Raw genomic sequence first — 21,644 nt, 5'->3', positions numbered from 1 at the left:
CGATGCGTCCTCTCAGCGCCACGCGCGCCCTCCCCCTCGCCTTCCTCCTCGGCTGCGCCTCGGCCTTCGGGTTCGAGCCTTTTGCGATCTGGCCGCTCACCTTCTGCTGCCTCGCGGCCTTGCTCGCCTTGCTGATCCGCGCGCGGCGCTTCGGGCAGGCGTTCGGGCTCGGCTGGTGGTTCGGGCTCGGCCAGTTCACGGTCGGGCTGAACTGGATCGCCACCGCCTTCACCTTCCAGGCGGCGATGCCGGCGTGGCTCGGCTGGATCGCGGTGCTGCTGCTGTCACTCTATCTCGCCATCTATCCCGCGCTCGGCCTGGCCCTCGCCTGGGCGCTCGGCAAGATCGTGAAACGGCCCGAGGCGCTCGCTGTGTTCGCCGCCGCGCTCTGGATCGTCACCGAATGGCTGCGCGCCACCGCCTTCACCGGCTTCGCCTGGAATCCGCTCGGCGTGGTCTGGCTGGAGGTGCCCGGCGCCACCGCGCTCGCGCCTCTGTTCGGCACCTATGTCCTGTCCGGCCTCGCGGTGCTGACCGGCGGGCTGATCTGGCTCGCCGTCACCCGTACCGGCCTTCGTGCCCTCCTCATGGCGGGCGCGCCCTTGCTGCTCGCGATCGTCGCCGCCGCGATCCACGCCGTCAGCTTCGACGGCGCCGGGCGGGAGGGGATCGCGATCCGCGTGATCCAGCCCAACATCAACCAGAATGAGAAATGGGAGGAAGGCGCCGAGGCACGCAACTATGATCGCCTCGTCCGCCTCACCGGCAAGCCCGGCCGCGCGCCGCGCCTGATCCTGTGGCCCGAAGTCGCCGTGCCCTGGTATCTCGACGAGAATCCGCTGGCGCGCGAGACGATCGCCAGCCTGCTCGGCCCGCGCGATCTGCTGCTCACCGGCGCGATCCACTTCAATTATGACAAGGCCGGCAACCCCGTCACCGCCACGAACAGCCTGTTCGGCCTCACGCCGGAGGCGCGATTGATCGGCCGCTACGACAAGTCGCATCTCGTCCCCTACGGCGAATATCTGCCGATGCGCCCGATCCTGTCCGCGATCGGCCTCTCCCGCCTCGCCCCCGGCGACATGGATTTCCAGCCCGGCCCCGGCCCGCGCGGCATCCTGATGCCCGGCATCGGCCTGGTCGGCGTCCAGATCTGCTACGAGATCATCTTCTCCGGCCATGTGATCGATGCCGCGCATCGCCCGCGCTTCCTGTTCAATCCCTCGAACGATGCGTGGTTCGGCCGCTGGGGCCCGCCCCAGCATCTGGCGCAGGCCCGGCTGCGCGCCGCCGAGGAAGGCATGCCCGTCATCCGCTCGACCCCCACCGGCATCTCGGCCGTGGTCGACGGGCACGGCCGCCTGCTCGCCTCGCTGCCCTGGCATCAGGCCGGCGCGATCGACTCGCGCCTGCCACCGGTGCTGGCGCCCACCCCGTTCGCGCGCTTCGGCAACGTTCTGGCTGCGGCCGGTGCACTCCTACTGCTCATATGGGGATTTGCCAGCGGGCGCCGCCGTCGCTAAGGGCGGTGTCGAGACATAAAGATGTCTTTAAGTGCGACCGCCGAGGGCGGCGCGGGTCCGAACGAAGGAACGATCGATCATATGCGTAGCGACTATCTCTTTACCTCGGAAAGCGTTTCCGAAGGCCATCCCGACAAGGTCGCCGACCAGATTTCCGACGCCATCGTCGATCTGTTCCTGTCCAAGGACCCCTATGCGCGCATCGCGTGCGAGACGCTGACGACCACCCAGCTCGTCGTCCTCGCCGGCGAGATCCGCTGCAAGGGCGTCTATGAGAATGGCGAATGGGCGCCCGGCGCCGAGGAAGAAATCGAGAAGACCGTCCGCGAGACGGTGAAGCGCATCGGCTATGAGCAGGATGGCTTCCACTGGCAGACCTTCCGCTTCGAGAATAATCTCCACGCCCAGTCCGCGCACATCGCGCAGGGCGTCGATGCCTCGGGCAACAAGGACGAAGGCGCCGGCGACCAGGGCATCATGTTCGGCTTCGCCTGCGACGAGACGCCGGATCTGATGCCGGCTACGCTGGACTACAGCCACAAGATCCTCGCCAGGATGGCGGCCGATCGCCACTCGGGCGCCGCTCCCTTCCTGGAGCCGGACGCCAAGAGCCAGGTGACCCTGCGCTTCAAGGACGGCAAGCCCGTCGCCGCCACCGCGATCGTCGTCTCGACCCAGCATGCCAAGGGCTATGACGAGGGCGCCAAGGAGGCCGAGTTGCACGCTTATGTGAAGCAGGTCGTCGCTGACATCCTGCCGGCCGAGCTGCTCTCGGACGCGACCGAATACCACATCAACCCCACCGGCAGCTTCGAGATCGGTGGCCCGGACGGCGACGCCGGCCTCACCGGCCGCAAGATCATCGTCGACACCTACGGCGGCGCCTCGCCGCACGGTGGCGGCGCCTTCTCGGGCAAGGATCCCACCAAGGTGGATCGCTCGGCCGCCTACATCACGCGCTATCTGGCGAAGAACATCGTCGCCGCCGGCCTCGCCAAGCGCGTGACGATCCAGCTCGCCTACGCGATCGGCGTGTCCAAGCCGCTGTCGCTCTATGTCGACACGCACGGCACCGGCACGGTGGACGATGCCGCGATCGAGACCGCGATCGGCAAGATCGAGGCGCTCGGCGGGCTCACCCCGCGCGGCATCCGCGAGCATCTGGCGCTCAACAAGCCGATCTATCAGCGCACCGCCGCTTATGGTCACTTCGGCCGCAAGCCCGACGGCGACTTCTTCCCGTGGGAGAAGACCGATCTGGTCGACGCGCTGAAGGCCGCGCTCTGATCGACTGATCCTCGAAGGGGTGAGCCGCAGTCTGCCACAGGCTGCGGTTCACCCCTTTTCTTTCACCGATTATCCTTATCGCTCACGCTAAATCTTGCGTGATGCCGCGCGCGGATCCACTGCGCTCCTCATGGCCCGGCTCCCCAAGCCAGACGCGACCACTGCGAAAGCCTCGACCCGGGGCCGCGGGCGCCCGAGCCGCATTTCCCGCGACCAACTGATCGAAGCGACGCTGGAGATGCTCGCGGCCGATGGGCTGGAGCCGTTCAGCATGGCCCGCCTCGCCGCGCGCGTGGATGCCTCGCCGATGGCGCTCTACACCTATTTCTCCGGCCGCGACGCGCTGCTGGAAGCGGCCTCGGAGACGATCTTCGGCCAGTTCGAAATGGGCGGATCCACGGGGGGCTGGGAGCCCGCGATCCGCGCCTGGCTGGACGGGCTCGAACATTTGTTCCGGCGCTGGCCGGTCGCCCTGAAGCTGATCAAGTGGGACGAACAACTGGTGCCCGCCTGCGTTCGCATCTGGCTGCCGATGGCGCATATCCTCCGCGAGGCCGGCTTGCGTGGCGAACGGCTCGCCTTCGCCACCTCCTGGTTCGGAGACATGGCGATGTCGCTGATGGTCGGCCAGTTTCGCGCGCCGACCTGCCTCGTCACGGACGCCTTTCTGGGCGAGATCCCTCCGCAGGAGCGCGCATTGGCCCAGGAACTGCTCGATCACGCCGACACCGACCGGCGCCGCGCCATCTTCGAGCATGGCGTGGACGCGACGATCGCGGCGCTGCGCGCGCTGATCGAGGAGTAAGAATGCGGCCCCTTCCTTGATCCTCCCCCGCCAGGGGGAGGTGTCAGGCTTCAGCCTGACGGAGGGGGAGGAAGCCAGCCGGTCGCCGACCTCCCCCTCCGTCTCCTTCGGCGCCATCTCCCCCCTCACGGGGAGGGTGAGCCCTTACCCCACCATCCCCGCCAGCCGTTCGCGGATGATCCCCTCCGCCTCACGCACGATCCGCATCACCAGTTCGCCCGCCGTCGGCACGTCGCGGATGAGGCCCTGCACCTGCCCGCCCCAGAACAGGCCGGCCTCCATGTCGCCCGTCTCCAGCAGCTGGCGCCCCTTCACGCCGCGCACCAGCTCCGCCACATCCTCGAACTTGGCGCCGGGCTGCGCGAGCAGCCTCACCACCTCGTCCGACAAAGGCGTCTTCGCCACGCGCGCAGTGTTGTGGAGATTGCGGAAGATCAGGTTGGTGCTGCGCTCGTCATTGGCCACGAACGCCTGCTTGCAGTTTTCGTGGATCTGCGCCTCCCGCGTCGCGCAGAAACGCGTGCCCATGTTGATCCCTTCGGCCCCCAGCGCCAGCGCCGCCGCCAGCCCGCGTCCATCGCCGAAGCCGCCGCTGGCGATCATCGGGATCGTCACCTTGTCCGCCGCCGCCGGGATCAGCACGAGGCCGGGAATATCGTCCTCGCCCGGATGACCCGCGCATTCGAAACCGTCGATCGAGATCGCGTCCACACCCCACCGCTCGGCCGACAGCGCGTGCCGCACCGACGTGCATTTGTGGATCACGACGATGCCGTGCGCCTTCAGCTCGCCGATATGCTCCTCGGGCTTGTTGCCCGCCGTCTCGACGATCCTCACCCCGCCTTCGATGATCGCGCGTCGATATTCGGCATATGGCGTATCGCGCATCGAGGGCAGCAGTGTGAGGTTCACCGCAAAGGGCTTGTCGGTCAGCTCGCGGACGCGGGCGATCTCCTTGGTCAGATCCTCGGGCGTCGGCTGCGTCAGCGCGGTGATCGTGCCGAGCCCGCCCGCTTCGGACACCGCCGCCGCCAGCCCCGCGCGCCCCACCCACATCATGCCGCCCATCATCACGGGATGCGCGATGCCGCACAATTCGGTGAAACGCGTCTTCATGGCCAGCCTATCATATACGTCATCTACTTATCGTTATCGGCAGGCATAGCGCGCGTTGCGGCCTCTCCGCAATCGCCACGGTGAATAAGGTCGGTCGCGGCCCGAGGGTCAGGCGGGCTCCCGCTCCGCCGCGAGCGTATCGAGCCGGTCCGTCAGTTTCGTCAGCAGCCCGGCGAGCGCGCTCTTCTCGCTGGCGTCCAGCGCAGTGAACACCTGGTCCACGAAGCGCTTCACCGCCGGCTCCGACGCATCCAGTGCCGCACGCCCCGCATCGGTCAGCGCGATCAATTTGGCCCGCCGATCGGTGGCGGAGGCCGTGCGCCCGATCAGCCCGGCTTTCTCCAGCCCGTCCAGCGCCTCCGTCACGGTGCGCGGCGCGAAGCCGAACGCCTCGGCCACATCCACCGATCGGGTCTGCCCCTTTTCGGCGATGAACCCCAGCAGGCGCAGGCGCGGCAGCGACAGGCCATGCCCCTGCGCCTTGAGCATCCGGTCCATCTCCAGCTGCGATTTCACATAGAAATCCCGCAGGGCGTGACCCAATCCCCCCACATCAAACTTATTTCGCAATCCCATAATGAATGGTATTGCCATATCTTGCGGCAAGCGGCAAGAGCGCCCCCCGCAAACTAGGGCTGGAAGATATGGCGACGGCATCGGAAGCGGAGCGGGCAGGCACCGAGGCGGAGAAGCGCAACGGGCGCATGCGGCGGGTGATCGCGATCATCGCGGCGGCCGCGCTGATCGGCGGCGGCGGCTGGCTCGTCTATCATCTGCTGGTCGGCCGCTATTTCGAGGAAACGAACGACGCTTATGTCCGCGGCGACAGCGTCACCGTCTCCTCGAAGGTGTCGGGTTATGTCGAGCAATTGTTCGTCGCGGACAATCAGGACGTCCGCGCCGGCACCCCGCTCGTTCGCCTCGATGCGCGCGACTATCGCGCCCAATCCGCCCAATATGTGGCGCAGCAGGGCGTCTCCTCCGCCAATGCCGACAATATCCGCGCGCAGATCCGCGAGCAGGAAGCCACGATCGATCAGTCGCGCGCCCAGCTCACCAGCGCGCTCGCCACGCAGCGCTTCGCCGATGGCGAGCTGGCCCGCTACACGCCCCTCGCCGCCTCCGGTGCGGAAACGCGCGAGAAGCTCGCCAGCCTGCGTCGTCAGTCCGAGGAAGCGCATGCCGATGTCGCCCAGCGCCGCGCCGGGCTTGAGACCGCCCAGCGCCGCATCGGATCCCTCACCGCCCAGATCCGCCAGGCCGAAGCGCAGGGCAAGGCGGCACAGGCCCAGCTCGCCGCCGCCAACGTCAATCTGAACTCGGCGCTGATCCGCGCCAGCATCACGGGCAAGATCGGCGATCGCAGCGTGCGGATCGGCCAATATGTGCAGCCGGGCATGCGCCTGATGTCGATCGTGCCGGTCGATGCGCTGTATGTGGTCGCCAATTTCAAGGAAACGCAGATCGGCCATATGCGTCCCGGCCAGTCGGTGACGGTCAGCATCGATGCGCTGCCGGATGCCGACGTGCGCGGCCATGTCGAGAGCCTCTCGCCCGGCACCGGCGCCGAATTCTCGCTGCTGCCGCCGCAGAACGCGACCGGCAACTTCACGAAGATCGTCCAGCGCGTGCCCGTCCGCATCGCGATCGATGCCGCGCCGGAGGTCCGCCGCCGCCTGATCGCCGGCCTGTCCGTGCGCGTCACGGTCGATACGCGGGCTGGCGCGCGATGAGCGGAGCGGCGGCCGGCGCCGCGCCCGCCTCTCCCCCCGCCCCGCCCGCCCGCGCCGATTTCGCCGCATGGCTGGCGGTGGCGGCCGGCACGATCGGCGCCTTCATGGCGACGCTCGACATCTCGATCGTGAACTCGGCCCTCCCCACCATCCAGGGCGAGATCGGCGCGAGCGGCACCGAGGGCACCTGGATCGCGACCGCCTATCTGGTGGCGGAGATCATCATGATCCCGCTCGCCGGCTGGCTGGAGCGGCTGGTGGGCCTGCGCACCTTCCTGATGATCATGGTCAGCCTGTTCACGGCCTTCTCCATGATGTGCGGTTTCTCCACCACGCTGCCGATGATGATCGTCGGCCGCGTCGGGCAGGGCTTCACCGGCGGCGCGCTGATCCCGACGGCCATGTCGATCATCGCCACGCGCCTGCCGCCGCACCAGCAGCCGGTCGGCATCGCCGCCTTCGGCTTCACCGCGATCACCGGCCCGGTCTTCGGCCCCGTCATCGGCGGCTGGCTCGCCGAGAATGTTTCCTGGCATTATGCCTTCTTCCTCAATCTTCCCGTCGGCGTCGTGCTGCTGTGCCTGCTGACCTTCGGCCTGCCCGCCATCCGCTCGCAATTGCATCTGCTGCGCGAGGCGGACTGGTTCGGCATCGCCGGCATCGTCTTCTTCCTCGGCGGCCTCACCGTCTTCCTGGAGGAGGGCGAGCGCGAGCAGTGGTTCGATTCCACGCTGATCGTGATCATGGCGGGCGTCTCGCTGACGGGCTTCGTCTCGCTGATGATCGGGCAGGCCGTGGCGGAACGGCCCGTGCTGCGCCTGAGGCTGCTGCTGGATCGTCAGTTCGGCGCGGTGATCATCATGGCGATCGTCGTCGGCATGGCGCTTTACGGCACCTCCTTCATCATCCCCCAGTTCCTCACCGCGATCGCCGGCTACAACGCCCTCCAGTCGGGCGGCGTCGTCTTCCTCGCCGGCATTCCCGCCGCTTTGCTGATGCTGTGCGTGCCGTGGCTGCTGCGGAATATCGACGTGCGCGTGATGGTGATGGGCGGGCTCGGTCTGCTCGCCTTCAGCTGCTGGCTGGAAACCGATCTCACCGCTTTCTCCGCCGGTGACAGCTTCACCCACTCCCAGCTCATCCGCGGCCTCGGCCAGACGATGGCGATGATGTTCCTCAATCAGGCGGCGGTCTCCTCCGTGCCGGTGGAATATGCGCGCGATGCGGCGGGCCTGTTCAGCACGGCGCGCAATCTCGGCGGCAGCCTCGCGCTCGCCGGCATTTCGGTCGTGCAGGATGAGCGCATGTGGCTTCACCAGCGCCGGCTGGAGGAAGCCCTGCCCGCCAACTCGCTCACCGTTCAGGATTATATGAACGGTCAGGCGATGACGCTCGGCGGCATGCCCAGCGCCTATCGCTCGCTCGCCGGCACGATCCAGACGCAGGCGCTGACGCTCACCTATGTCGACATGTTCTGGATCCTCACCGTCGGCGTGATCGCCACGCTGCCGCTCGCCTTGCTGCTCCGGCCGCTGCCCAAGCGGTTCAAGCCCGCCGAAATGGGTCACTGACATGCGATATGCCCGCTCCCCCCTCTCTCCACTGGCCGCTCCGCTCCTGATCGCCGCCACCGCGCTCGCCGGCTGCACGGTCGGCCCGGATTACAAGGGGCCGCCCGCTCTGGGCGCCGGTGCCCCTCCGGCCGCCTTCGCGCGCGCCGGCGCCTCCCCGGCCACGGCGCCCCTCGCCGGCAAATGGTGGACCGCGCTGGGCGATCCCGTGCTGAACAGCCTTCAGGATCGCGCGCTCGCCGCCAATGCCGATCTCGCCGCCGCACAGGCGCGCATCCGCCAGGCGCGCGCCGCCCTCCGGGCCCAGCGCGCCAACGCACTGCCGTCGGTCAGCGCGACCGGCGCTTATGCCCATGCGTCGCTGCCGGGCCTGAACGTCCAGCAGGATAGCGGCTCCGGCAGTTCCGGCAGCAGCGACAGCAACGGATCCAGCAGCTTCGATTTCTACAATGCCGGTTTCGATGCCAGCTGGGAGCTGGACCTGTTCGGCGCCAATCGCCGCTCCGTGGAAGCCTCGCGCGCGCAGGCCGAGCAGGCGGAGGCGAAGCTCGCGGACGCGCAGGTGACGCTTACCGCCGAGGTCGCGCAGGCCTATGTCAATCTGCGCGATCGCCAGCGCCGCATCGCGCTCGGCCAGCGCTCGGTAGCGCTCGGCGAACAGGCGCTCGCGCTCACGCAGCAGCGCTTCGACGGCGGCACCGCGCCCCGCGCCGAACTGGAGCAGGCGCGGCAGCAGCTGGAGGAGGCGCGCGCGCAGCTCGTTCCCCTCGCCACGCAGCGCGATTCCTATTGCGACGAACTCGCCACCCTGCTCGCGCTCGCCCCCGGCGCGCTGGATGCGGAGCTGCAGGCCCCTGCCTCTGCTGGCGCCGCCGTGCCCCTGCCCCCCGCCGAAGTGGCGATCGGCGATCCCGCCGCCCTGCTGCAAAAGCGTCCGGACATCCGCGCCGCCGAACGCGAACTGGCGATGCAGACCGCCAAGATCGGCAATGCCGAGGCGGCCCGTTTCCCGAAGGTGAAGTTCATGGGCATTTTCGGCCTCGGCGGCACCAGCCCGTCCGATCTGGTCGATCCCAGCAGTTTCACGGCCCTGCTCGCCCCGCAGATCAGCTGGAGCTTCCTCGATTTCGGCCGCAACCGCGCCCGGGTCGCGCAGGCCGAGGCCGTGCGCGACGAGGCCGAAGCCAAATATCGTGCCGCCGTCCTGTCCGGCCTGCGCGATGCCGAAGGCGCGCTCGCCCGCTTCCGCGATCAGCGCGCGATCGTCGCGGATCGCGCCCGTGCGCTCGTCGCCGCGCGCACCGCCGCCGATCTCGCCGCCCAGCGCGAGCGCGCCGGCACCGCCACCAAGATCGACGCCGCCGAGGCCGAACGCCGCCGCCTCTCCGCCGAAGCCAGCCTCGCCGCCGAGGAAGCCGCGCTGACGGCCGCCTTCATCAGCGTGGAAAAGGCACTCGGCCTCGGCTGGGCCTGACCCGATCCTGCCCTGTGTTCCTGCGAACGCAGGAACACAGGGCTGCCAGCGCATGATCTGAAGCCCTGGGCTCCGGCGTTCGCTGGAGCACGGAAAGCATCCGGACGCGCCGAGGCGCCGCTTCCCTCTTCCCCCCCGCCCGCTTAGAGCCGCCGCATCACCCGATGAGGAACCACCCCCTGAGCGAGTCCCCTGCCCCGCCCCCGTCCGAGCGCGCCGTCGTGCCGCAGGAGCATCATTGGGGCGAGGATGTCTATGCGCTCGCCGTCGGCTGGTCGCTCGTGATGGTCGGGCTGATGCTGCTGCAGGCGGCGAAGCTCGTCACGGGTGGCGTCGCGGGCGTGGCGTTGCTGCTGCGCTATCTGGTGCCGCTACCCGTCGGCCTGCTGCTGGCCGGTGCCAACCTGCCCTTCCTGATCCTCGCCGCGCGCACGATGGGGGCTGAGTTCACGATCAAGACGATCCTGCTGAACGTCGCGCTCGCCGGCCTGTCCGGCTTCGCGCCGCAGATGATGCAGGTGCTGACGATCAACCCCGCCTTCGCCGCGCTCGTCGGCGGCTCCGCGATCGGCATGGGCGTCCTCGCCCTCGCCCGGCACCAGTCGGGCGTCGGCGGCTTCGGCGTGGTGGCGCTCTGGCTCTATCGCTCGCGCGGCCTGAATGCGGGCCGCACGCAGATGACGCTCGACGCCTGCGTGCTGGCCGCCTCCGCCTTCGTCGTTCCCTGGGATCGGCTCGGCTGGTCGATTGTCAGCGCCGTCGCGCTCAACGGCATCATGATCGTCTGGCATCGGCCGGGGCGCTATACGGGCTATTGAGTCCCTCCGGGTCCGGCGATCGCGTCGCCCGGAAGAGTGTTCTGTCGTCCGAGGGTCAGCCGCGATGGCGGGGCAGCGCCAGCTTCCAGCGAATGCCCGCGCCGCGCAGCGCGAAACCGACGGCGGCGGAGATCAGGGACGCCCAGCCATACCCCATCCCGGTATGAAGCAGGCCCACGAACGCCAGCCCCGCCGCCAGCGCGGCGGTGACATAGAGCTCGTTGCGGAGCATGATCGACGGCACGCCCGCCACCATGTCGCGGATGATGCCGCCCAGACAGGCCGTGACGACCCCCATCACCACCGCCGGCAACGGCGACACGCCGACGCCGAGGGCCTTGGCCGTGCCGAACACGGCGAAGGCGGACAATCCCGCCGCGTCGAACCAGTCGAGCGCCTTGGCCGGCCAGCGATGCAGCGGAACCAGCCACACGGCGACGGTCGCCAGCGCACAGATGACGACGGGCGACCAGTCCCGGATCCAGAAGACCGGCTCGTCGATCAGCACATCGCGCACCGTCCCGCCGCCGGTGGCGGTCACGACGGCGAAGAAGCCCCCCGCGATGATGTCGAGCCGCTGCCGTGCCGCCGCGAGCGCGCCGGAAATCGCGAAGACCGTGAGGCCGGCAATGCTGAGCAGATGCAGAACGGGCGACACCGCGTTCGGCCCGATGATAGCCATAAGTCCTTACCCGCGCCGCCTGCCTTCGCGCCCCGCCTACCGGCAGCGGGAAGCTCCGCCAACCGCTCATGAGAGCGGAACGGCAGGCACGCCGCCCGTCGCCCCGTTCACATCAGAAACACGTCCCCCGCGCGGATCGTCTCGATCGTCCCGTCCGCGCGCCGGAGCCGCAGCGCGCCTTCGCCATCCAGCCCCTCGAACAGCCCCTCGCGCTCGCCCTCCGGCCCGCGCGTCACCAGGGCCGTGCCGATCGGATGCGCGCGCTCCTGCCAGGCCGCGCGCACCGCGTCGATGCCCTGCGCGCGCCAGCGGCCCAGCCATGTGGCGAACTCCCGCGCCAGATCCTCCAGAAACAGCGCCGGATCGGGGGCAGCACCTGTCAGCCCTGCGAAGCTCGCCGTCGCCCGGCCCAGCCCCTCGGGCGCCGCCGCCAGATTGACACCGAAGCCCGCGACGATCGCGTCGCCGTTCCGCTCCAGCAGGATGCCCGCCAGCTTCGCGCCATCGGCCAGCAGATCGTTGGGCCACTTCAGCTGGAGCGCGGACGCACGCTCGCCCGTCCACGCGCATGCCGTCGCATGCAGCGCCACCCCCGCCACCAAGGCCAGCGTCGGCGCGGCCGGATCGCCCGGCCCCACGCGCACCAGCGTACTCGTATAGAGATTGCCGGGCTCGGAGGCCCACACCCGGCCGAGGCGCCCGCGCCCCTGCGTCTGCCGCTCGGCGCGCAGCCACGTACCTTCCGGAAGCGTGGCTGCGGTGGCCAGCAGATCGGCGTTGGTCGATCCCGTCTCCGCGACGGTCCGGATCATGGATGTAACCTGCGTATGGAACCGCACTTCGCGCCGGCACCGGCCCGCTCCGCCGCCCGATCTCCCAACGGCTGTATGCTATGGGAGGTCGGGTGGGGGAGCGGGCCGGTGCGGCCATGCGCCGAGAGGCGCATCGAACAGACTCTCAGAAGAGGGCCTTGGCCGCCGCCAGCGTCACGGCGCTCAGCGCCGGGATGGCGAGATAGCCGAGCGGCGAGATGATCACCGCCGAGATGGCGATCAGGCCACCCTCCAGCTTGTCGTCCGACGACGCCAGCGGTGCCGCCGGCTCGTCGAAGTACATCGTCTTGACGATCTTCAGATAATAGAAGGCGCCGATCACTGAGCCGACCGCACCCACCAGCGCCAGCCAGAACAGACCGTTGTTGGTCGCGGCACCGAACACCGCCAGCTTCGGATAGAAGCCGAACAGCGGCGGGATGCCCGCGAGGCTGAACATGAACATCGCCAGCGCCGCCGCCAGAGCCGGACGCGAGCGCGACAGGCCGGACAGCGCCGCGATCGATTCCACCGGCGCACCATTCTGGTCGCGCATCCGCAGGATGCACAGGAAGCTGCCCAGCGTCATCGCAACATAGACGGTCATGTAGATCATCACGGCCGAGACGCCCTCGGGCGTGCCCGCCGCGAGACCGATCAGCGCGAAGCCGACATTGTTGATCGACGAATAGGCCAGCAGACGCTTGATATTCGTCTGGCCGATCGCCGCCACCGCGCCCAGCACGATCGAGGCGAGGCTGGTGAAGATGATGATCTGGCGCCACGCATCGGTCGCCGGGCCCATCGCTTCCACCACCACGCGCACCAGCAGCGCCATCGCCGCCACCTTCGGCGCCGAGGCGAAGAAGGCCGTCACCGGCGTCGGCGCGCCTTCATACACGTCCGGCGTCCACATGTGGAACGGCACGGCCGAGATCTTGAAGGACAGGCCCGCCAGCACGAAGACGAGGCCGAACAGCAGACCGGTCGAAACGCCGCCGCCGAAAGCGGTGCGCAGGCCGGTGAACTGGGTGGTGCCCGCAAAGCCGTAGAGCAGCGAGATGCCGTAGAGCAGGATGCCGCTCGCCAGCGCGCCCAGCACGAAATATTTCAGACCCGCTTCGGCCGAGCGCGTGTCACGCCGCATGAAGCTGGCGAGAACATAGGCCGCAAGGCTCTGCAGTTCGAGGCCGACATAGAGCGTCAGCAGATCGCCGGCCGAAGCCATGATGCCCATGCCCGTCGCCGAGAACAGGATCAGGATCGGATATTCGGAGCGCATCGCGCCCGTCCGACTGAACCAGCCCGGCGCCGCCATAATCGCCACCGCCGAGGTGATGTAGATCAGCAGCTTGGCGTAACCCGCAAAGGCATCCGCGCGATACAGGCCGCCATAGGCGCTGCCCGCATGGCTCGGCGTACCGCACAGCGAATATGTGGCGGCGGCGAGCAGCGCGACCGCGGCCCAGCTGATCGCGCGGGCCCCGCCATCCCCGCGCCAGCCGGCGACGAGGAGCAGCAACAGCGCGCCGATCGAAAGGATAAGCTCGGGCACGCTCGCCGCGAGAGTGACGGACCCGGTCATCAATGCGCCTCCCCGTGCGCTTCGGCAGGAGTGGCAGGAACACCCATGGCCAGCTTGGAATCGCCGCCATGCCAGGCGCGATCGGTGCGTGCGAGAACGACGGCCACGTCCTTCCGCATCGGCGCCATGAAGCTTTCCGGATAGACGCCCATCCAGATCGTCACCAGCGCCAGCGGGACGAGGATCGCCAGCTCGCGCGCCGACAGATCCTTCATCGCGGCGACGTCGGGCTTGTCGAGCGGGCCATAGGCCACGCGGCGATACAGATAGAGCATGTAGGCCGCGCCGGTGATGATGCCTGTCGTCATGATGAAGGCCGCCGTCGACGAGGCCTCATAGGTGCCCATCATCGACAGGAATTCGCCGACGAAGTTGGACAGACCCGGCAGACCGATCGAGGCCATCGTGAACAGCAGGAACAGCATCGCGTAACGCGGCATGTTCGTCGAAACGCCGCCGTAGCGCGCGATCTCGCGGGTGTGCAGGCGATCATAGACGACGCCGACGCACAGGAAGAGCGCGCCCGACACGATACCGTGGCCCAGCATCACCATCAGCGCGCCCTCGATACCCTGACGGTTGAAGGCGAACAGGCCGAAGGTGACGAACGCCATGTGCGCGACGGACGAATAAGCGATCAGCTTCTTCATGTCGCTCTGCACGAGCGCGACGAGCGAGGTGTAGACGATGCCGATGCTCGACAGCGTCATCACCAGCCAGAAGAGCTGGACCGAGGCTTCCGGGAACATCGGCAGCGAGAAGCGGATGAAGCCGTAGCCACCCATCTTAAGCAGCACGCCCGCCAGAATGACCGACCCGGCGGTCGGCGCCTGCACGTGGGCGTCGGGCAGCCAGGTGTGGACCGGCCACATTGGCATCTTCACCGCGAAGCTCGCGAAGAAGGCCAGGAACAGCCAGGTCTGCACCTTCACCGGGAAATCGGTGTTCATCAGCACCGGAATGCTGCTCGTGTGCGCGAAATTCACCATCCACAGCATCGCGATCAGCATCAGCATGGAGCCGAGCAGCGTGTAGAGGAAGAATTTGTAGCTCGCGTAGATGCGATCCGCACCGCCCCAGATGCCGATGATCAGATACATCGGGATCAGGCCGGCTTCGAAGAAGATGTAGAACAGGAACAGGTCCTGCGCCATGAACACGCCGAGCATCAGCGCTTCGGTCAACAGCAGCGCAGCCATATATTCCGGAACGCGCTTCTCGATCGCCTTCCAGCTCGACAGCACGCAGAGCGGCATCAGGAAGACGGAGAGCATGATCAGCATCAGCGCGATGCCGTCGATGCCCAGCGCCCAGCCGAAGCTGCCGAACAGGCCGATATTCTCCTGGAACTGCCACTGCGGACCACCGATCTGGTAGTTCGACCAGAGCAGGATGCCGAGTACGAAATCCACGACGGTGGCGGCCAGCGCGATCACCCGCGCCGCCTTCGCATCCGCGAACAGGCAGGCGATGGCCGCCGCCAGAGGCAGCGCGATCAGGATGGTGAGAATAGGGAAGCCGGTCATTCCGCCCCCCCGTCATTCCCGCGAAGGCGGGACTCCATTGGCGCTGCCATAGCGATCAAGATCATGCCCTTGGAAGAATGGATCCCCACTTGCGCGGGGATGACGAACGCTGTGATCATGCCGCCATCGCCCAGGTGGCGGCTGCGGCCAGGCCGAGCAGCATCACCAGCGCGTAGGTGTAGACATAACCGGACTGGAGCTTGCCGCTCGCGACCGAGCTGAACTTCACCACCGCGGCGGCGCCGTTCGGGCCGAAGCGATCGATCGTCTGCTGATCGCCGCGCTTCCAGAGGAAGCGGCCGAGCGCGAAGGCCGGGCGGACGAAGATCAGGTCGTACAGCTCGTCGAAATACCACTTGTTGAGCAGGAAGCGGTACAGCCCCCCGAACGTGGCGACGAAGCGGCCCGGAATGCTCGGGCTGAGCATGTAGGCCCAGTAAGCGATGGCGAGGCCCAGGATCATCACGATCGACGGTGCCAGCTTCGCCAGCTCCGGAATCTCGTGCATCGCGTGCGACAGATGCTCGTTCACGTGCAGGCTGCCATGCCAGAAGGCTTCCGCGCCCGCGCCGATGAACGGCACCGCGAACACGAAGCCCGCGAAGATCGCGCCGATCGACAGGATCACCAGCGGCAGCAGCATCACGATCGGGCTCTCGTGCGGGTGATAACCCGCCGTGCCGTCGCTCGCATGGCCATGATCGTGCGCGTGATCGTGGCCATGATCGTGCGCCGCATGCCCGTGGGCATGATCGTGGCCATGCCCATGGTCGTGATCCTCATGGCCGTGGCCATGATCGCCATGGCCGTGCGCGTCATGCACGGCATGCTGGATATGCTTGGACTGCTCCCAGCGCGGCTTGCCGAAGAAGGTGAGGAACACCAGGCGCCACGAATAGAAGCTGGTCAACAAGGCCGCCGAGATGCCGACGAAGTAAGCGACGCCGCCCGCGGTCGTGCCCTTGGCGTAGGCCGCCTCGATGATCGAATCCTTCGAGTAGAAGCCGGCGAAGCCGAACACGTCCTCGATGCCCACGCCGGTGATGGCGAGCGTGCCCGCCGTCATCGCGAGGAAGGTCAGCGGGATCTTCTTCGCGAGGCCGCCATAGTAACGCATGTCCTGCTCGTGGTGCATCGCGTGGATCACCGAGCCGGCGCCCAGGAACAGCAGCGCCTTGAAGAAAGCGTGCGTGAACAGGTGGAACATCGCGCTGTTATAGGCGCCCACGCCTGCCGCGAAGAACATGTAGCCCAGCTGCGAACAGGTCGAATAGGCGATCACGCGCTTGATGTCGGTCTGGACCGTACCCACCGTCGCCGCGAACAATGCCGTCGCCGCGCCCACATAGGTGACGACGGTCAGCGCCGTCGGGCTCACTTCGAACATCGGCGAGAGGCGGCACACCATGAAGACGCCGGCCGTGACCATCGTCGCGGCGTGGATCAGCGCGGACACCGGCGTCGGGCCTTCCATCGCGTCCGGCAACCAGACGTGCAGGCCGAGCTGGGCCGACTTGCCCATCGCGCCGACGAACAGCAGCAGGCAGAGCAGGGTCATCGTATCGACGCGGCCGCCGAGGAAGCCGATCGTCGAGCCGGCCATGCCGGGCGCCGCCGCCAGGATCGCGGGGATGGAGACGGTGCCGAACACCAGGAAGGTGCCGAAGATGCCAAGCGAGAAGCCGAAGTCGCCGACGCGGTTGACCACGAACGCCTTGATCGCGGCGGCCTGCGCCGAGGGCTTCTCATACCAGAAGCCGATCAGCAGATAGGAGGCGAGACCCACGCCTTCCCAGCCGAAGAACATCTGGATCAGGCTGTTGCTCGTCACCAGCATCAGCATCGCGAAGGTGAACAGCGAGAGATAGGCGAAGAAGCGGGGCTGCGAGGGATCCTCGCTCATATAGCCCCAGCTGTAGAGGTGGACGAGGCTCGACACGCTCGTCACCACCACCAGCATTACCGCCGTCAGCGTATCGACGCGCAGCTCCCAGGCGACCTGCAGGCTGCCCGAGTTGATGAAGGTCAGCACCGTCTCGACATGCGCGCTGTCGCTGCCCGTCAGGAAGCCGATGAAGATCGGCCAGGCGAGCGCGCAGGAGACGAACAGCGATCCGGTCGTCACGACCTTCGCCGCGACATTGCCGATCGCGCGATTGCCTAGGCCGGCGATGATGGCCGCCAGCAGCGGCAGGAATACGAGGGGAACGATCACTCCGGGTTCACCCCTTCATCCGGTTGACGTCGTCGACCGCGATCGTGCCGCGGCCACGGAAATAGATGACGAGAATGGCAAGGCCGATCGCCGCCTCGCCCGCCGCCACCGTCAGCACGAACATCGCGAACACCTGCCCCACCAGATCGTGGAGGAAGGCGGAAAAAGCGACGAGATTGATGTTCACGCTCAGCAGGATCAGCTCAATCGCCATCAGGATGATGATCAGGTTCTTCCGGTTGAGGAAGATCCCGAACACGCCCGTGACGAACAGGATCGCCGAAACGGTGAGATAGTGCTGGAGCCCGATCACAGCTCCACTCCCTGCCCGACGGGCGGATTCATGTTCACGGTGGCGTCCTCCGGACGGCGACGATTCTGCTTGCCGATATTCTGGTGATGCACGTCGCCACGCTTGCGGTGGGTCAGCACGATCGCGCCGATCAGCGCGACGGTCAGCACCAGGCCGGCCACTTCGAAGATGAAGAGGTAGCGCGTGTAGATCAGCAGGCCGAGCGCGGTGATGTTCGGGATCGTGTCCGGATCCGGCGTCGGTGCGTCGACCAGCGCGATGGCGCCCGCATTCCAGGCGCCCGTCGCGAAGATGATCTCGCCCGCCAATACGGCCACCAGCGCGATGCCGAACGGCAGATATTTGGCGAAGCCCTCGCGCATCTCCGAAAAGTCGATGTCGAGCATCATCACGACGAACAGGAACAGCACCGCGACCGCGCCGACATAGACGATGACAAGCAGCATCGCGATGAATTCGGCGCCGACCAGCAGCATCAGCCCTGCCGCGTTGAAGAAGGCCAGGATCAGCCACATCACGGAATGCACGGGATTGCGCGCGGTGACGCACAATATGCCCGAAAGCACCACGATCGTGGCGAAGAGGTAAAAGGCGATCGTCTGGATCACGATAAGGGTAAATCCCTCGGGAAAGCGTGGCGGCGATTAACGATAGGGTGCGTCAGCGGCAAGGTTCTGGGCGATCGCCCTCTCCCACCGGTCGCCGTTCGCGAGAAGCTTGGCCTTGTCGTAGATCAGCTCTTCGCGCGTCTCGGTCGAATATTCGAAGTTCGGCCCTTCGACGACCGCATCCACCGGGCAGGCTTCCTGGCAGAAGCCGCAGAAGATGCACTTGGTCATGTCGATGTCGTAGCGCGTCGTGCGGCGGCTGCCGTCGTCGCGGGGCTCCGCCTCGATCGTGATCGCCTGCGCCGGGCACACCGCCTCGCACAGCTTGCACGCGATGCAGCGCTCTTCCCCGTTGGGGTAGCGGCGCAGGGCATGCTCGCCGCGGAAGCGCGGGCTCAGCGGGTTCTTCTCGAACGGATAGTTGATCGTCGCCTTGGGCTTGAAGAAATAGCGCAATGTCTTCCAGTGCGCCTTCACGAACTCCCAGAGCGTGAACGACTTGACGTAATAGCCGAGGCTCACAGGCTCAAACTCCGTAGCGGGTGAGCATCAGCCACCCCGAGACGAGGAACACCCAGATCAGGGACATGGGCAGGAAGATCTTCCAGCCCAGCCGCATCAGCTGGTCGTAGCGATAACGGGGCACCGTCGCCTTCACCCAAGAGAAGACGAAGAAGCCGAACAGGATCTTGGCGAGCAGCCAGACGACGCCCGGGATCCAGTAGAGGAACGGAATGTCGAACGGCGGCAGCCAGCCACCCCAGAAGAGCGTGGCGTTCAGCGCGCTCATCAGCAGCACGTTGCCATATTCGCCCAGCCAGAACAGCGCGAACGCCATCGACGAATATTCGGTCTGGTAACCGGCGACGATCTCGCTCTCCGCCTCGGTCAGGTCGAACGGCGCGCGCTGCGTCTCCGCCAGCGACGAGATGAAGAACACCACCGCCATCGGGAACAGCAGCGGGTTCAGCCCGTAGAAGTTGATGAAGCCGAAGATGTGGCCGCGCTGCGCCATGACGATATCGTTCATGCGGAAGCTGCCGGTCCACAGCACGACAGAGATCAGCACGAAGCCGATCGACACTTCGTAACTCACCATCTGCGCGGCGGCGCGGATCGCGGAGTAGAACGGATATTTGGAGTTGGACGCCCAGCCGGAGAGGATGATGCCGTACACGCCCATCGAGCTGATCGCGAGCAGGTAGAGCAGGCCGACATTGATGTTGGCCACCACCGCCTTCGGACCGAACGGGATCACCGCCCACGCCGCCAGCGCCACCGTGAAGGTGATGACCGGGGCGATCAGGAAGAGGCCGCGATTGGCGGCCGCCGGGATGATCGTCTCCTGCAGGAAGACCTTGAGGCCGTCCGCGAAGGACTGGAGCAGACCGAACGGGCCGACCACGTTCGGGCCGCGACGCAGCGCCATCGCCGCCCAGATCTTGCGATCGGCATAGATGATCATCGCCACCGCCAGCATCAGCGGCAGTGCGATCACGAGGATGTCGATGATCGTCGCGACGGCGTACGCGCCCTCATAGGGCAGGATACCGGTGAACCAGGAGATCATTCCGCGGCCTCCGCATAGGAAACGCCGTGGATCAGTTCGGCCGAGCAGCGCAGCATCGTGTCGCTGGCGCGCGCGATGGCGTTGGTCAGGTAGAAATCCTTGATCGGATAGCCGATCGGGCCGGTCGCGGTGGACGCATCCAGGCTCGGCACGGTCCAGGCATAGGGTGCCAGTTCACCGACATTGCCGAGCGCCGGCACGTCCGCGATCATCTTGGCGCGCAGGGCCTCCAGCGTGTCGAACGGCAGGGTCGTGCCCAGTACGTCGGACAGCGCCCGGAAGATCGCCCAATCCTCGCGCGCATCGCCCGGCGGGAAGACGGCGCGGTCGCCGCGCTGCACCCGGCCCTCGATGTTCACATAGGTGCCGCTCTTCTCGGTATAGGCCGCAGCCGGCAGGATCACGTCCGCCTGCGCCGCGCCCTTGTCGCCATGATGGCCGACATAGACCTTGAACGCGCCCGCGAAGCGATCGTCCGCCACTTCGTCCGCGCCGAGCAGGAAGACGAGCTTGGGGCTCTTCGCCGCCACTGCCGCGATGCCGCCGTCCTGCGCATAGCCGAGCATCAGCCCGCCCATGCGCGACGCCGCCATGTGCAGCACGTTATAACCGTTCCAGCCGTCCTTCACGAGGCCGAGCGTCTCGATCAGGCCCAGGCTCGCGCCCTGCCCCTTGTTGAGCGCGCCGCCGCCGACGATCACCGCCGGGCGCGCCGCCTTGGCGAACAGATCCGTCACTTCGGCCGGCAGATTGCCGACGAGGTTCAGGTCGTTGCCGAGCCACGTCACCGGATAGGTCAGGTCGATCTCTTCGCCGATCGCGAACACCTTGGCGCCGCGCTTGATCGCCTTGCGGATGCGCGTGTTGACCAGCGGCGCTTCCCAGCGGACGTTCGAGCCGACCAGCAGGATCGCATCCGCCGTCTCGATGCCGGCGATCGTGGTGTTGAAGTTCACCGCCGCCAGGCTGGAAACGTCATAGGCGAGGCCGGTCTGACGGCCTTCCAGCAGCGTGGAGCCCATCGCGCCGAGCAGCGTCTTGGCGGCATACATCGTCTCGCAGTCGACGATGTCGCCCGCGATCGCCGCCACCGAAGAGCCTGCACCCACGGCCTTGATCGACGCGAATGCCTCGCCCCAGGTCGCGGGGACGAGCTTGCCGTCCTTCTTCACGAAGGGCTTGTCGAGGCGCTTGCGCACGAGGCCGTCCACGGCATGGCGCGTCTTGTCCGACGCCCACTCCTCGTTCACGTCCTCGTTCACGCGCGGCAGGGCGCGCAGCACCTGACGGCCGCGGCTGTCGAGGCGGATGTTCGTGCCCACGCCGTCCATCACGTCGATCGCGAAGCTCTTCTTCAGCTCCCACGGCCGCGCCTCGAACGCGTAAGGCTTGGAGGTCAGCGCACCCACCGGGCAGAGATCGACGATATTGCCCGAAAGCTCGGACGTGAACGCCTTCTCCAGATAGGAGGTGATCTGCATATTCTCGCCGCGATACAGCGCGCCGACTTCCTCGACGCCCGCAACCTCTTCTGCGAAGCGCACGCAGCGCGTGCACTGGATGCAGCGGGTCATGACCGTCTTCACGATCGGACCCATATACTTCTCGGTCACCGCGCGCTTGTTCTCATGGTAGCGGCTGTGGCCACGCCCATACGCGATCGACTGATCCTGCAGGTCGCATTCGCCGCCCTGATCGCAGATCGGGCAGTCGAGCGGGTGATTGATGAGCAGGAACTCCATCACGCCTTCGCGCGCCTTCTTCACCATCGCGGTGTCGGTGCGGATTTCCTGATTGTCGGCGGCGGGCAGCGCGCACGAAGCCTGCGGCTTGGGCGGTCCCGGCTTCACTTCCACCAGGCACATCCGGCAATTGCCGGCGATGCTCAGGCGCTCATGATAGCAGAAGCGCGGCACTTCCTTGCCCGCGGCCTCGCAGGCCTGCAGCACGGTGGCGCCGGCGGGCACCTCCACTTCGATTCCGTCGACTGTGAGCTTCGGCATATC

The 21,644-nt window shown here is 67.1% G+C and carries 19 protein-coding genes; 7 read left to right on the top strand and 12 right to left on the bottom strand.

From position 1 onward, the window contains the following. Positions 1 to 2 precede the first annotated feature (2 nt). From lnt to HL653_RS14070, 3 genes are all read left to right on the top strand, one after another. Positions 3 to 1,523, top strand: a complete 1,521-nt coding sequence (lnt, locus tag HL653_RS14080; protein WP_171745073.1) for an apolipoprotein N-acyltransferase — start codon at positions 3 to 5, stop codon at positions 1,521 to 1,523. An 81-nt stretch (positions 1,524 to 1,604) separates the two neighbouring features. Continuing rightward, a complete protein-coding gene (metK, locus tag HL653_RS14075; RefSeq protein WP_171745072.1) occupies positions 1,605 to 2,810 on the top strand; it encodes a methionine adenosyltransferase in 1,206 nt (401 codons plus the stop codon). Positions 2,811 to 2,940: 130 nt separating this feature from the next. Then, on the top strand, positions 2,941 to 3,615 hold the full coding sequence (locus tag HL653_RS14070; protein WP_171745071.1) for a TetR/AcrR family transcriptional regulator: 675 nt from the start codon (positions 2,941 to 2,943) through the stop codon (positions 3,613 to 3,615). Positions 3,616 to 3,759: 144 nt separating this feature from the next. Here HL653_RS14070 and HL653_RS14065 read toward each other — a convergent pair whose 3' ends face one another. After that, positions 3,760 to 4,737: a nitronate monooxygenase family protein gene (locus HL653_RS14065; RefSeq protein WP_171746985.1), complete on the bottom strand. Its 978-nt coding sequence runs from the start codon at positions 4,735 to 4,737 to the stop codon at positions 3,760 to 3,762. 102 nt (positions 4,738 to 4,839) lie between these two features. Beyond that, on the bottom strand, positions 4,840 to 5,247 hold the full coding sequence (locus HL653_RS14060) for a MarR family winged helix-turn-helix transcriptional regulator (RefSeq protein ID WP_171745070.1): 408 nt from the start codon (positions 5,245 to 5,247) through the stop codon (positions 4,840 to 4,842). 128 nt (positions 5,248 to 5,375) lie between these two features. On the opposite strand from HL653_RS14060, the gene HL653_RS14055 reads away from it, so the two are divergent. The 4 genes from HL653_RS14055 to HL653_RS14040 all read left to right on the top strand — a co-directional run bounded on the left by HL653_RS14055 (position 5,376) and on the right by HL653_RS14040 (position 10,327). After that, positions 5,376 to 6,464, top strand: a complete 1,089-nt coding sequence (locus HL653_RS14055) for an HlyD family secretion protein (protein WP_171745069.1) — start codon at positions 5,376 to 5,378, stop codon at positions 6,462 to 6,464. Next, positions 6,461 to 8,035: an MDR family MFS transporter gene (locus tag HL653_RS14050; protein ID WP_171745068.1), complete on the top strand. Its 1,575-nt coding sequence runs from the start codon at positions 6,461 to 6,463 to the stop codon at positions 8,033 to 8,035. The genes HL653_RS14055 and HL653_RS14050 overlap by 4 nt, the downstream gene beginning before the upstream one ends. Before the next feature lies 1 nt (position 8,036). Continuing rightward, on the top strand, positions 8,037 to 9,509 hold the full coding sequence (locus tag HL653_RS14045; protein ID WP_171745067.1) for an efflux transporter outer membrane subunit: 1,473 nt from the start codon (positions 8,037 to 8,039) through the stop codon (positions 9,507 to 9,509). A 164-nt stretch (positions 9,510 to 9,673) separates the two neighbouring features. Beyond that, positions 9,674 to 10,327, top strand: a complete 654-nt coding sequence (locus HL653_RS14040) for a YitT family protein (protein WP_171745066.1) — start codon at positions 9,674 to 9,676, stop codon at positions 10,325 to 10,327. A 55-nt stretch (positions 10,328 to 10,382) separates the two neighbouring features. Here HL653_RS14040 and HL653_RS14035 read toward each other — a convergent pair whose 3' ends face one another. From HL653_RS14035 to nuoG, 10 genes are all read right to left on the bottom strand, one after another. Further along, positions 10,383 to 11,009: a trimeric intracellular cation channel family protein gene (locus HL653_RS14035; protein WP_171745065.1), complete on the bottom strand. Its 627-nt coding sequence runs from the start codon at positions 11,007 to 11,009 to the stop codon at positions 10,383 to 10,385. A gap of 107 nt (positions 11,010 to 11,116) precedes the next feature. Further along, positions 11,117 to 11,821 (bottom strand): biotin--[acetyl-CoA-carboxylase] ligase, encoded by a 705-nt coding sequence (locus HL653_RS14030; RefSeq protein WP_171745064.1) that lies wholly within the window; start codon positions 11,819 to 11,821, stop codon positions 11,117 to 11,119. Positions 11,822 to 11,966: 145 nt separating this feature from the next. Beyond that, a complete protein-coding gene (nuoN, locus tag HL653_RS14025; protein ID WP_171745063.1) occupies positions 11,967 to 13,406 on the bottom strand; it encodes an NADH-quinone oxidoreductase subunit NuoN in 1,440 nt (479 codons plus the stop codon). After that, positions 13,406 to 14,932 (bottom strand): NADH-quinone oxidoreductase subunit M, encoded by a 1,527-nt coding sequence (locus HL653_RS14020; RefSeq protein WP_171745062.1) that lies wholly within the window; start codon positions 14,930 to 14,932, stop codon positions 13,406 to 13,408. Before HL653_RS14020 ends, nuoN begins: the two co-directional genes overlap by 1 nt. 115 nt (positions 14,933 to 15,047) lie before the next feature. Then, the gene (nuoL, locus tag HL653_RS14015; protein WP_171745061.1) at positions 15,048 to 17,147 is read right to left on the bottom strand and encodes an NADH-quinone oxidoreductase subunit L; all 2,100 of its coding nucleotides are present in this window, start codon (positions 17,145 to 17,147) and stop codon (positions 15,048 to 15,050) included. 7 nt (positions 17,148 to 17,154) lie between these two features. Further along, positions 17,155 to 17,460, bottom strand: coding sequence for an NADH-quinone oxidoreductase subunit NuoK (gene nuoK, locus HL653_RS14010; protein ID WP_171745060.1), 306 nt, complete (start codon positions 17,458 to 17,460; stop codon positions 17,155 to 17,157). Beyond that, the gene (locus HL653_RS14005; RefSeq protein WP_171745059.1) at positions 17,457 to 18,068 is read right to left on the bottom strand and encodes an NADH-quinone oxidoreductase subunit J; all 612 of its coding nucleotides are present in this window, start codon (positions 18,066 to 18,068) and stop codon (positions 17,457 to 17,459) included. The genes nuoK and HL653_RS14005 overlap by 4 nt, the downstream gene beginning before the upstream one ends. 36 nt (positions 18,069 to 18,104) lie before the next feature. Continuing rightward, positions 18,105 to 18,590 (bottom strand): NADH-quinone oxidoreductase subunit NuoI, encoded by a 486-nt coding sequence (gene nuoI / locus HL653_RS14000; protein ID WP_171745058.1) that lies wholly within the window; start codon positions 18,588 to 18,590, stop codon positions 18,105 to 18,107. 4 nt (positions 18,591 to 18,594) lie between these two features. Then, on the bottom strand, positions 18,595 to 19,638 hold the full coding sequence (nuoH, locus tag HL653_RS13995) for an NADH-quinone oxidoreductase subunit NuoH (RefSeq protein WP_171745057.1): 1,044 nt from the start codon (positions 19,636 to 19,638) through the stop codon (positions 18,595 to 18,597). Beyond that, positions 19,635 to 21,641, bottom strand: a complete 2,007-nt coding sequence (gene nuoG / locus HL653_RS13990) for an NADH-quinone oxidoreductase subunit NuoG (RefSeq protein ID WP_171745056.1) — start codon at positions 21,639 to 21,641, stop codon at positions 19,635 to 19,637. Before nuoG ends, nuoH begins: the two co-directional genes overlap by 4 nt. Positions 21,642 to 21,644 lie beyond the last annotated feature (3 nt).

The organism is Sphingomonas sp. AP4-R1 (genome assembly GCF_013113735.1).
Taxonomy (GTDB): domain Bacteria; phylum Pseudomonadota; class Alphaproteobacteria; order Sphingomonadales; family Sphingomonadaceae; genus Sphingomonas_I.
This window is presented reverse-complemented; position numbering and strand designations above follow the sequence as displayed.

Excerpts from the sequence above, each read along its gene's own strand:
- HL653_RS14055 (WP_171745069.1), top strand. The coding sequence starts at position 5,376 with ATGGCGACGGCATCGGAAGCGGAGCGGGCAGGCACCGAGGCGGAGAAG.
- HL653_RS14045 (WP_171745067.1), top strand. The coding sequence starts at position 8,037 with ATGCGATATGCCCGCTCCCCCCTCTCTCCACTGGCCGCTCCGCTCCTG.
- HL653_RS14040 (WP_171745066.1), top strand. The coding sequence starts at position 9,674 with ATGAGGAACCACCCCCTGAGCGAGTCCCCTGCCCCGCCCCCGTCCGAG.
- metK (WP_171745072.1), top strand. The coding sequence starts at position 1,605 with ATGCGTAGCGACTATCTCTTTACCTCGGAAAGCGTTTCCGAAGGCCAT.
- nuoG (WP_171745056.1), bottom strand. The coding sequence starts at position 21,641 with ATGCCGAAGCTCACAGTCGACGGAATCGAAGTGGAGGTGCCCGCCGGC.
- nuoH (WP_171745057.1), bottom strand. The coding sequence starts at position 19,638 with ATGATCTCCTGGTTCACCGGTATCCTGCCCTATGAGGGCGCGTACGCC.
- HL653_RS14070 (WP_171745071.1), top strand. The coding sequence starts at position 2,941 with ATGGCCCGGCTCCCCAAGCCAGACGCGACCACTGCGAAAGCCTCGACC.
- HL653_RS14050 (WP_171745068.1), top strand. The coding sequence starts at position 6,461 with ATGAGCGGAGCGGCGGCCGGCGCCGCGCCCGCCTCTCCCCCCGCCCCG.
- HL653_RS14030 (WP_171745064.1), bottom strand. The coding sequence starts at position 11,821 with ATGATCCGGACCGTCGCGGAGACGGGATCGACCAACGCCGATCTGCTG.
- HL653_RS14035 (WP_171745065.1), bottom strand. The coding sequence starts at position 11,009 with ATGGCTATCATCGGGCCGAACGCGGTGTCGCCCGTTCTGCATCTGCTC.
- nuoN (WP_171745063.1), bottom strand. The coding sequence starts at position 13,406 with ATGACCGGGTCCGTCACTCTCGCGGCGAGCGTGCCCGAGCTTATCCTT.
- HL653_RS14020 (WP_171745062.1), bottom strand. The coding sequence starts at position 14,932 with ATGACCGGCTTCCCTATTCTCACCATCCTGATCGCGCTGCCTCTGGCG.
- lnt (WP_171745073.1), top strand. The coding sequence starts at position 3 with ATGCGTCCTCTCAGCGCCACGCGCGCCCTCCCCCTCGCCTTCCTCCTC.